We start from the raw sequence: 10,326 nt of genomic DNA, 5'->3' as shown, positions 1-10,326 counted from the left end.
GTCGGGGGCCTGTTTGCCTACGAGTACGGCCATACGGGGAAACTCCTTTGAAACTGTGAGGTTTGAACAACCGGACGGTGTTCCGGTGTTTCCCGTTATTTAGACGCATTCTAATCTTTGTTCAAGGTCGAATGCTGCGCTGCGACAGTTTGGCAGGGAGTTTTCACCTGTCGGCAGAAACTGGCACGTGTCCCCTGGGAAAGAAATTCGTTCGAGGGCGCATGGGGTTTCATAAGCTGATTCGTGATGATCCAACTTGAATGAAACCCTTTCGGCTGAAACCATGCCTCTCAACTAATTCTCCTGCCGAAATGCGGCGGGAATCTCGAATTGAGGGGGATGAAGTCGGACGTGTATTCTGAGCACTCTTGTCATTCGATGAAACATCTCTCGGAAGGCTGAGATGGTCTCCTCTGCAAGTGGGCGCAAAGATGCGTGGACGGAAGAGCAGACCCGGCTTGCATTCTACCTTTACTGCCAAATGCCGTTCGGCAAGATGCATTCACGCAATCCAGAGATTATCGAACTCGCAAATAAGATTGGACGTTCTCCGTCTGCAGTTGCGATGAAGCTCGTCAACTTCGCGAGTCTCGACCCTGATATCACCACCACTGGTAGGGTGGGGCTGCGCAATGCGTCAGCCACAGACAAGAAAGTATGGGAAGAGTTTCACGACGATTGGGAAGCACTTGCTGAGCATTGTGAGGGTCTTCTCGTATCGAAAAACCCTGAGCGGAATATCGTAAATCAGGCCATGTCATTTGCCGAGCCAGACCCCGCTACGTTCGTGGGCGCGGATAGGCAAGCTATGGTGAATGTACGAATTAAGCAGAGCTTTTTTAGGCGGTCAGTTCTTGCGAACTACGGAAGCAAGTGCTGCATGAGCGGGATGTCAGCTCCGCAGCTTATTGTCGCTAGCCACATCGTTCCTTGGGCCAAAGATGCGCGAAATCGATTGAACCCTCGCAACGGCCTCTGTTTGTCATCCATTCACGACAAGGCGTTCGACAGCGGGTTGATTACCGTTACGCCGGAGATGCGGATTGAAGTTTCTGGAGAACTTCGACGGCGGGCGTCAGAAGGCCAGATTAGTGCTGCGTTGGCAGCGCTGCAGGGAGAAAAAATCAAACTTCCGGCACGTTTTTGTCCAGATCGTGATTTTCTCTATTGGCACAATAGGAATGTTTTTGTCGGGACGTGAACGTCATGCGCCAAATTGTTTTTTCCTACCTGTATCGTGACGCCTCCAATTACAAATCGTGGGGTGGCGTTGTTCTGAATACAGAACGATCAATCGCATCTGTTGATGAGATTTCTTGCAGGTGGGAAGGCCGAAATTTCTACGCCGCGCGTCTTGGTGTGAAAGATTTGAGGGCCGATCTGTGGCGTTGGACGGCAGGGTTGCCTAATGAAGACGATCACGATCTGCACGAAGTAGGAAGCATCGCTTCCGCCGCTGCTGATGATCTCCGCGATCTACCATTTGCTGGCCCTCTCGACGCGTTTCTTGAGAAACTGGAATATGCGAGCGCCATAGATGAGCCGTTAGAGTCTTGAAGATGGTTTGAACCTATGACCGATTAAGGAGCAAAACTCCGTAATCGGTCATGAGATTCTCAGAACCCGAACATGTGGTCGAGGCAGAAGCTCTTGTCGCCGTTCACGAGGCCGTGGAAGCCGAAGAGGCGGCAGGTGGTGTCGCGGATGATGACGTAGCCGCTGCCTCCCATGCGCTCGCGTTCTTCTGCGGTGAAGGTTTCCGACAGGCGCCAGTGATACGAGCCGCCACAGGCAATCTCGATCTTCTTTTCGGCGACCGGCTTTCCTTCTGCGTCATGCAGGATGAGCAGGGTGGAGCTTTTCGGGTGCCATTCGGTCGAGGCCGGATAGATGAGGTGACAGAGAGTATCGAGTGCGCCCTCTTCAAGCGCCGGTCCCGCGATGCGCAGGAAGAGGCGCGTCGTCAGCCCCGGCGGCTTGTTGGTGTAACTCTGCGGCTCGTCCTTGTAGATGACGGCGGTGTTGTAGATATGGGCGCCGAAGATTGTTTCCGCGCGGTGGCCGCTTGATTTCTGCTCGAAGCGGCCGAGTGCGTGCAGCCAGCCATTGGCCTCGCCGCCTTCACGGAAGTCGTAGAGAAATTCGACATGGCCATAACCGGAGGGAAGCTTCACCGCTTCCGCCTTCATCCATGCCTCGATATCGACTTCTACGCTGTCGCGGCGCTGAATGCGGCCGAGATATTTCACTGAGACGGTTTCGCCGCTCGCGTCGATCATCTCCGCACGGAGCGGCATTTCCATTTCGTCACGCGCCATGGGTGTCGGCAGCATGACGGTTTCGAACTGGTCGCGCGGCAGGATGGGCAGCGGCATGATGTAGCCCTTGCCCATATATTTGCCGAGCGTCTGGATTTCCGGGTTCGGCTTGAGATCGGTGCGTTCCACATTTGCATGGGCGATGCGTCGCTGGCCGCCATTGCGGATCACTTCATAGCGGGGGCGCACGAAATAGCGACCGGCCACCACTTCGATCTGGTCGGGCCATTTCGCATCCGGCAGCAGGCTTTCAACCGGAATGCCGCGCGTGCCGAAAGGCGGGATCTCGTCCTCGTACCACGCCGTATCCTGCGCGCCCATTATGTTGAGGCCAACCGTGCGCGGCGGGATAGGCATGGGATGCGAGTTCTGCACGAAAAGCGTCACGCGCTCATCGGCTTCACCTGCGGGCATACCCGCATAGAAATCAGCCGGCCAGGCATTCGCATCATGGCTGCAGGAAAGGGCAAGCCCGTTCTCGCCATACATGTCGAGCGCATATTTCACTACATCATGGCCCTTGATGCGGATGGCATGGATGAAAAGAGAGCCGGTGAAATCATCAAGGCCGAAGCGTTCGCGCACTTCCGCACTGTCGATGATGAAAGGCGCGCCGGGGGCGGGAAGCGTTTCTCGCCATTCGGCGAGCTGCTTGCCCGTTTCGTCAAAAAGGCAGAGCCAGAGTTCCGGGTTCTCCGCGCCATGCAGCGCCCAGTAATTTGCACTGGCAACGCGGGTATGGATGCCGTCCTGCCCGTTTGCGCCGCGCTTCTCGCGCATCAGCGCGAAATTGGTCGCGAAGTTGAGCGGGTCGAGATAGTTCGCCTTGTTGGTCAGCATGTCATCCGGCAGGCGGATATCATCAAGCGTCGCGATGCGCGCGCCTTCCGGGAACACATGTTTGATCGAGGGAAGCGTCTTTCCCGCATCGAAGGTGAGAACGAGGACAGCCTTTGCGCCGCTCGCCTTCATCTCGTTCACGGGCTTTGCCTGATGGCCGAGGAAGGTGCCGCCCAGATCTTCGATGCGCTGAACGAAATAGCCTGCAATGTCGAGGCGAGCGAGATCGTAATAGGCGTGGAAATTGCCGATCGTGCCCGAAGGATCATAGACTGCGACGGGGCCGGCCTTTGCGAGATCGGCAATCAGCGCATCACCCTTCGGCGCTGTCAGCGGATGGCCGAGTGCCTTGAAGAGCGTGGTGCCGCCTGCATTGTTGCCGGGGCGCCAGCCATGAGAAAGATCGGCGTTCTTGAAGGTCTCGATCTGGAGCGTCATCACTTCTTGTCCCGGCTTCTTTTCGGTTGAGCCTAGTAGGTTTCGGATGCGGCTTCACGCGCCGCGCGGGAACCGAAGGGATTGAGCTTCTTCAGAGTGGCAGTGAAGCGGTGACGGCGCTGTTCATGGGCGACCACTTCTTCATCCGTGACCCAGTTCATCTGAATTGCTCGACGCTGGCCTTCAAAGGGCTCATGCCCGTGCCATGAATTGTCCGACCGGCGGAACACGAGAAGCGTGCCGCCATTGGGCGACACTTCTTCCGCCGCATCATTGAGATCGGTGCCCGAACGCAGAATGCGCAACCGCCCGCCGCCTGCTTCCCAATCCTGATTGAGATAGAGCAGCACGGTGATGATCTTCGATTTCGTGTCCGTGTGGATCTTGCCATTGGTGCGCGAGCAATAGCCGCGCACGGTGAACATGGTCGGGCGGTCGGAGAGGTCGAGGCCGAACTTCTCTTCGATGGCGGCGCGGAACTCCGGGCCGTTCATCTCTTCGAGAAGCTGTTCGAAGGCGCCCCGGATATCGAGTTCGCTCGGCGGGATCGAGCCGGTGGACTGGATGTCCGGAAAGTCTGCGATCACATCATCCAGCGCCTTGCCCGAGACGAAGGCGGGAACCACGAAATAGTCGTAGGGGTCCGTCTTCAGCGGGGTCGCGCGCAGTGCTTCGAGATTGATCAGGCTCATGGTGCCGTTGTTCCGTCCGTTTCGCCCGTCAGGGGCGGTTCATTCCCGTGTGAATGATGATGTGGAGCTTACCGCGCCCTTCGCAATGACCCAAATGTCGCGGCAACGAATTGACGCACCCGGTTAACCCTTTTTGGTCCTTGCCAGTTCGGCCTGTCTTGCCGGGTAGCGGCGGGCGATCTCCGCCGCAATCTGCTCCGTGGCATTTAGGGGTTCATAGACCCAGTTTTCAAGCTTTCCGCTGAAACGCCGCGCGGCACCTGTCGCAAACATCGTATCGAGGAAGCGGCGAAACTTCGGCGATCCTCCCTCCAGTTCGATCACATGAACGGGCTTTCCGGTGAAGGCTGCCTCACCGACCATGTTCACGGAATCGCAGGTGACAATGAGCGCATCGGCAAGGCCGAGAAAACCGAAATAGGGGTTGTCGCCGGACCCGTCCCAGATGATCGCGTTCTTGTTTTTCAGGGCTTCTTTCAAAATCGCGGTCTGTTTCTCGCCGGTGCGGCGCGACGGCGTGACCATGAGGCCGGCTCCTTCATCCGCAATACGGGCAAGCTGTTCGGCGAGTTTGGCGGCGACCGTTTCCGTTAGCTGGTACACGGCATTCGTGCCGCCAATCAGCACCGCGACACGGGGGCGGGGGAGGTGGGCAACCTGCGGCGCAATGCGTTCGGCTTCCCGTTCCAGCCTTTCCCTTGTCAGCCGGTGAGGGGAAACAGGGGTGGAAAGCACATTCGGGCCGGTCAGCAGGTCATGGTCTGGCGCCCAGACGAAATCGAAATTGGCGGGATCGATACGCGGATTTTGCAGGATGACGGTGAAGGAGCGACCGCCGGATTCCCGTCGAATCATCCGCGCATAAGGGATCGACTGGCGGCCCGAGGCGATGAGAATGTCCGGCCAGGGGGGGCTTATATCAGGTTGCGGCTGGGCGGGGCCGCGCGGGGCGAGCCATTTATAGGGCGCGCGCGGAGCCACCCGCTTCACGATGGGGGTGAGGCCCAACGCCTCGGCCACGCCGATTGCCTGCGTTTCAAATCCCGCCATGCCATTGGTCAGGACCCAGCAAGTGAGATCCGGCGGGATTTCGGTCATAATCATGCGCTGTCCGGTAATATTATTGCTGAAACGCGGCGCCTGTCAGAGTAAGTAAAACGCGAAAGGCCGCAAGTCACGCGGAATACGGCTAAAGGCGTGCGGCGCGAAGGGGAGTGCCATGAAGCGGGCGAAGCTCGACCATATTGATCTGCGGATACTTGCCGAATTGCAGGCCGATGGCCGGATCACGAATGTCGATCTGGCGTCGCGCGTCGGCATCTCCGCGCCCCCCTGCCTGCGCCGTGTGCGGGCGCTGGAGGCGGCGGGCTTCATCAAGGGCTATCACGCAGATGTGGACGGGCGCGCGCTCGGCTTCGAGGTGACGGTCTTTGCCATGGTGGGGCTTCACAGCCAGGCGGAAGCAGACCTCAAGGCGTTCGAAGCAGTAGTTGCGACATGGCCGCTTGTGCGCGAATGCCACATGCTGAATGGCGAGATCGATTTCATTCTGAAATGCGTCGCGCCGGACCTCTCCACCTTCCAGAGCTTCCTCACGGAAAAGCTTACGCCCGCGCCGAACGTTGCGAGTGTGCGCACATCACTCACTATCCGCCGCTCAAAGCATGAGCCGGGTGTGCCGGTGGAGATGCTGGAAGAAGAGTAGGGAGGTGCGGTTCAGATGAACCGCACTTTCACGATCTCGTAGCTCTTGCCGCCGCCCGGCGTCACGACTTCGACGCTGTCGCCTGCGCTCTTGCCGATCAGCGCGCGGGCGATGGGGGAGGTGATGGAGACGCGGCCCTTTTTCACATCGGCTTCGATTTCGCCGACGATCTTGTAGGTCACTTCTTCTTCCGTGTCCTCGTCGATGAGGTCAACCGTCGCGCCGAACTTCACCGTGTCGCCGGAAAGCTTCGAGACATCGATGATTTCCGCGCGCGAAATCTTGTCCTCAAGTTCCGCCACACGGCTTTCGTTGAGGCCTTGCAGCTCCTTGGCAGCGTGATATTCGGCATTTTCACTGAGATCGCCATGCGCGCGGGCCTCGGCGATCGCCTTGATGATGCGCGGCCGCTCTACGGACTTCAGAAACCTGATTTCTTCTTCCAGGGCCGTATATCCCTCGGAAGTCATTGGAATCTTTTCCATTTCGCTCGACGGTCTGTCTTGCCTTCGGTTGAACAAAATCCCGCCAGGGCTCCGCGAGGAACCTGAAAGGCGGGACTGTGGTCCGATTGTGAGTGAGGGAAGCGGCGGGCGTCAAATGCGATTTTCGCCAGCCGCTTCGCTTGGCCTAACTATAGGACTGAAGAGAGGCGACTTCCAACTGTCCTTTGCGGACGGCTTCAATGCCTTCCACGGCCGCACGGGCGCCCGCAAGCGTGGTGTAATAGGGCACCTTCATCATCAGTGCCGCGCGGCGCAGCGACATCGAATCGGCAAGCGCCTGCGCGCCTTCCGTCGTGTTGAAGACGAGGGCGACCTCGCCATTCTTGATCGCATCCACAATATGCGGGCGGCCTTCAAGCACCTTGTTGATGGTGCCGACCTCAAGCCCCTGTTCAGCGAGATAGCGCTGCGTGCCGCCGGTGGCGATGAGCTTGAAGCCCATATCGAGAAGCTTGCGCGCGGGCGCAACGATCTTCGCCTTGTCGCTGTCCTTCACCGACACAAAGACCGTACCTTCCACCGGCACCTTGCTGCCGCCGCCAAGCTGGCTCTTTGCGAAAGCGGCCGCGAAGCTGCGGTCAAGGCCCATGACTTCGCCGGTGGAGCGCATTTCCGGGCCAAGGATCGTGTCTACGCCGGGGAAGCGCGCGAAGGGGAAGACGGCTTCCTTCACCGCCACACGGCCATGCGCATCGGGCTTCAGGTTGAAGCTGGAAAGCTTCTCCCCTGCCATCACCTTCGCGGCGATCTTCGCCACCGGCTCGCCGATGACCTTCGCAACGAAGGGCACGGTGCGCGAGGCGCGCGGGTTCACTTCAAGCACATAGATCGTGCCGTCCTGAACTGCGTATTGCACGTTCATCAGTCCGCCGACATTGAGTGCGAGCGCCATCTCACGTGTCTGGCGTTCGATCTCGGCAACGGTTTCGGCAGGCAGGGAGTAGGGCGGGAGCGAGCAGGCGCTGTCACCGGAGTGAACGCCCGCTTCCTCGATATGCTCCATGATGCCGCAGATCACGACATCCTTGCCGTCGCAAAGCGCGTCCACGTCCACTTCGATTGCGTCACGCAGATAATAGTCGATCAGCACGGGGCTTTTGCCTGACACGATCACCGCTTCATTGATGTAGCGGTCGAGATGGTTTGCATCGCGCACGATTTCCATGCCGCGCCCGCCCAGCACATAGGAGGGGCGAATGACGACGGGATAGCCGATCTTCTCGGCAATCGCCTTGGCTTCAGCGGCCGAGCGGGCAATGCCGTTCGGCGGCTGCTTGAGGCCGAGCTTTTCGAGCAGCGCCTTGAAGCGGTCGCGATCTTCGGCAAGGTCGATCGCGTCGGGCGATGTGCCGAGGATCGGTACATTTGCGCGTTCAAGATCGTTTGCGAGTTTGAGCGGCGTCTGGCCGCCGAACTGCACGATGACGCCCGCAAGCGTGCCCTTCGAGCGTTCGAGATCGATCAGCTCCAGCACATCTTCGGCGGTGAGCGGTTCGAAATAAAGACGGTCGGAGGTGTCGTAGTCGGTGGAGACTGTTTCCGGGTTGCAGTTCACCATGATGCTTTCGATGCCGATTTCCTCGAGCGCGAAGGCGGCATGGCAACAGCAATAGTCGAACTCAATACCCTGACCGATGCGGTTCGGACCGCCGCCAAGAATGATCGCCTTCTTGCGGTCGGAGGGGTCGGCTTCGCAATCGGCATTGCCTGCGAAATCCGTTTCATAGGTCGAGTACATATAGGGCGTGAGGCTTTCGAACTCCGCCGCGCAGGTGTCGATGCGTTTATAGACGGGGCGCACGCCAAGCTCGCGGCGCGCCTTGCGCACGGATTCCTCATCCATGCCGCAAAGTTCCGCAAGGCGGGCATCCGAGAAGCCGCGTGCTTTCAGCGCGCGCATTTCCGCTTTTGTTTTGGGCAGGCCGTTCTTGCGTACGGCTTCTTCCGCATCCACGATTTCTTGAAGCTGTTCAATGAACCAGGGATCGTAGGAGCAGGAAGCGCGGACCTGTTCGTGATCGACGCCGAGGCGCAGCGCCTGCGCGATGACGAGCAGGCGGTCAGGCGTCGGGCGGCCAAGGGCGGCGCGGATCGCATTCTTGTCGTCGCCTTCGCCCATGCCGGGCACGGTGACTTCATTGAGGCCGGTGAGGCCCGTTTCCATGGAGCGCAGCGCTTTCTGCAGGCTCTCCTGGAATGTGCGGCCAATGGCCATCGCTTCGCCGACCGATTTCATGGCGGTGCCGAGAAGACGTTCGGCACCTGCGAACTTCTCGAAGGCAAAGCGCGGGATCTTTGTCACGACATAGTCAATCGTCGGCTCGAAGCTTGCGGGCGTGACCTTTGTAATGTCGTTCTGCAATTCGTCCAGCGTGTAGCCGATGGCAAGCTTTGCCGCGACTTTCGCAATCGGGAAGCCCGTTGCCTTGGAGGCGAGCGCAGAGGAGCGCGACACGCGCGGGTTCATTTCGATGACGACGAGGCGGCCATCTTTCGGGTTCACGGCGAATTGCACGTTCGAGCCGCCCGTCTCCACGCCGATCTCGCGCAGCACCGCGATGGAGGCGTTGCGCATCACCTGATATTCCTTGTCGGTGAGCGTCATCGCAGGCGCGATGGTGATCGAGTCACCCGTATGCACGCCCATCGGGTCCACATTTTCGATGGAGCAAATGATGATGCAGTTATCCGCGCGGTCGCGGACGACTTCCATCTCATATTCCTTCCAGCCGAGAACGCTTTCCTCAACCAGCACTTCATTGACGGGGCTTGCATCGAGACCGCTTTCAACGATCTCGGAAAACTCCTGTCTGTTGTAAGCGATGCCGCCGCCCGTGCCGCCCATGGTGAAGGAGGGGCGGATGATGGCGGGCAGGCCGACATATTCAAGTGCTTCGAGCGCCTCTTCCATATTGTGCGCCACGCGCGAGCGCGGGCTTTCAAGGCCGATGCGATCCATCGCATCGCGGAAGAGCTGGCGGTCTTCGGCCATCTCGATCGCTTCGCGCTTCGCGCCGATCATCTCGACGCCGAACTTGTCGAGCACACCCATATCGGCAAGGGCGAGCGCGGTGTTGAGTGCGGTCTGGCCGCCCATGGTGGGCAGCAGCGCATCCGGGCGCTCTTTCTCGATGATCTTCGCAACGATCTCCGGGGTGATCGGCTCGATATAGGTCGCGTCCGCCAGCTCCGGGTCCGTCATGATCGTCGCCGGATTGGAGTTCACCAGAATGATCCGGTAGCCCTCTTCCTTCAGCGCCTTGCAGGCCTGCGTGCCGGAATAGTCGAACTCGCAAGCCTGACCAATGATGATCGGGCCTGCGCCGATGATCATGATGCTTTTTATGTCTGTACGTTTGGGCATGGCTATCGGTTACCGGCTGAAGGAATAGAAAGAAGAAGCTGACCAACAACGTCATGGCCCGGCTTGTCCGGGCCATCCACGTCCTTATTCGAGGCCGCTGCGCTCGCCATTACTCCTGCCCCTCGATCATCTTCACGAAGCGGTCGAAGAGATAATGGCTGTCCGGCGGGCCGGGTGAGGCTTCCGGGTGATACTGGACGGAGAAGACAGGCTTGCCCTTGAGGCGGATGCCGCAATTCGAGCCGTCAAAGAGCGAGACATGCGTTTCCTCGACCGTTTGCGGCAGGCTCTCGCGCGAGACGGCGAAGCCGTGGTTCATCGAGGTGATCTCGACCTTGCCGGTCGTGTAGTCCTTCACCGGATGGTTCGCGCCGTGATGGCCCTGGTGCATCTTTTCGGTGGTCGCGCCGACGGCAAGTCCGAGCATCTGGTGGCCGAGGCAGATGCCGAACATCGGGATGCC

Annotated in this window: 9 protein-coding genes; 3 read left to right on the top strand and 6 right to left on the bottom strand. The window is 59.2% G+C overall.

Going from position 1 to position 10,326, the window contains the following annotated elements; genetic code table 11:
* The first annotated feature begins 403 nt into the window (after positions 1-403).
* Both WBF74_RS11855 and WBF74_RS11850 read left to right on the top strand, forming a co-directional pair.
* On the top strand, positions 404-1,201 hold the full coding sequence (locus tag WBF74_RS11855; RefSeq protein WP_424440019.1) for an HNH endonuclease: 798 nt from the start codon (positions 404-406) through the stop codon (positions 1,199-1,201).
* A 5-nt stretch (positions 1,202-1,206) separates the two neighbouring features.
* Positions 1,207-1,557, top strand: a complete 351-nt coding sequence (locus tag WBF74_RS11850; protein ID WP_424440016.1) for a hypothetical protein — start codon at positions 1,207-1,209, stop codon at positions 1,555-1,557.
* Between the two features lie 59 nt (positions 1,558-1,616).
* Here WBF74_RS11850 and WBF74_RS11845 read toward each other — a convergent pair whose 3' ends face one another.
* From WBF74_RS11845 to WBF74_RS11835, 3 genes are all read right to left on the bottom strand, one after another.
* The gene (locus WBF74_RS11845; protein ID WP_424440013.1) at positions 1,617-3,596 is read right to left on the bottom strand and encodes a hypothetical protein; all 1,980 of its coding nucleotides are present in this window, start codon (positions 3,594-3,596) and stop codon (positions 1,617-1,619) included.
* Between the two features lie 32 nt (positions 3,597-3,628).
* Positions 3,629-4,288 (bottom strand): 2OG-Fe(II) oxygenase, encoded by a 660-nt coding sequence (locus WBF74_RS11840; RefSeq protein ID WP_424440010.1) that lies wholly within the window; start codon positions 4,286-4,288, stop codon positions 3,629-3,631.
* A 123-nt stretch (positions 4,289-4,411) separates the two neighbouring features.
* Complete coding sequence (locus WBF74_RS11835; RefSeq protein ID WP_424440007.1) at positions 4,412-5,392, bottom strand: mitochondrial fission ELM1 family protein; 981 nt, start codon at positions 5,390-5,392, stop codon at positions 4,412-4,414.
* A 115-nt stretch (positions 5,393-5,507) separates the two neighbouring features.
* On the opposite strand from WBF74_RS11835, the gene WBF74_RS11830 reads away from it, so the two are divergent.
* Positions 5,508-5,993, top strand: a complete 486-nt coding sequence (locus tag WBF74_RS11830) for an Lrp/AsnC family transcriptional regulator (RefSeq protein WP_424440004.1) — start codon at positions 5,508-5,510, stop codon at positions 5,991-5,993.
* An 11-nt stretch (positions 5,994-6,004) separates the two neighbouring features.
* Here the strand turns inward: WBF74_RS11830 and greA are convergent, their stop codons facing one another.
* The 3 genes from greA to WBF74_RS11815 all read right to left on the bottom strand — a co-directional run.
* Positions 6,005-6,478, bottom strand: a complete 474-nt coding sequence (gene greA, locus WBF74_RS11825) for a transcription elongation factor GreA (RefSeq protein WP_424440001.1) — start codon at positions 6,476-6,478, stop codon at positions 6,005-6,007.
* Between the two features lie 145 nt (positions 6,479-6,623).
* A complete protein-coding gene (gene carB / locus WBF74_RS11820; protein WP_424439998.1) occupies positions 6,624-9,863 on the bottom strand; it encodes a carbamoyl-phosphate synthase large subunit in 3,240 nt (1,079 codons plus the stop codon).
* 109 nt (positions 9,864-9,972) lie between these two features.
* On the bottom strand, positions 9,973-10,326 hold a 354-nt coding region (locus tag WBF74_RS11815; protein ID WP_424439995.1), incomplete at its 5' end, for a glutamine amidotransferase-related protein.

This window comes from Parvibaculum sp. (assembly GCF_049672805.1).
Classification (GTDB): domain Bacteria; phylum Pseudomonadota; class Alphaproteobacteria; order Parvibaculales; family Parvibaculaceae; genus Parvibaculum.
Note: the sequence above shows the minus strand (reverse complement) of the source record. Positions and strands in the feature narration are given on the sequence as shown.

Bases quoted from the DNA above. Each gene is read 5' to 3' on its own strand.
- WBF74_RS11855 (WP_424440019.1), top strand. From the start codon at position 404: ATGGTCTCCTCTGCAAGTGGGCGCAAAGATGCGTGGACGGAAGAGCAG.
- WBF74_RS11850 (WP_424440016.1), top strand. From the start codon at position 1,207: ATGCGCCAAATTGTTTTTTCCTACCTGTATCGTGACGCCTCCAATTAC.
- WBF74_RS11845 (WP_424440013.1), bottom strand. From the start codon at position 3,596: ATGACGCTCCAGATCGAGACCTTCAAGAACGCCGATCTTTCTCATGGC.
- WBF74_RS11840 (WP_424440010.1), bottom strand. From the start codon at position 4,288: ATGAGCCTGATCAATCTCGAAGCACTGCGCGCGACCCCGCTGAAGACG.
- WBF74_RS11835 (WP_424440007.1), bottom strand. From the start codon at position 5,392: ATGATTATGACCGAAATCCCGCCGGATCTCACTTGCTGGGTCCTGACC.
- WBF74_RS11830 (WP_424440004.1), top strand. From the start codon at position 5,508: ATGAAGCGGGCGAAGCTCGACCATATTGATCTGCGGATACTTGCCGAA.
- greA (WP_424440001.1), bottom strand. From the start codon at position 6,478: ATGGAAAAGATTCCAATGACTTCCGAGGGATATACGGCCCTGGAAGAA.
- carB (WP_424439998.1), bottom strand. From the start codon at position 9,863: ATGCCCAAACGTACAGACATAAAAAGCATCATGATCATCGGCGCAGGC.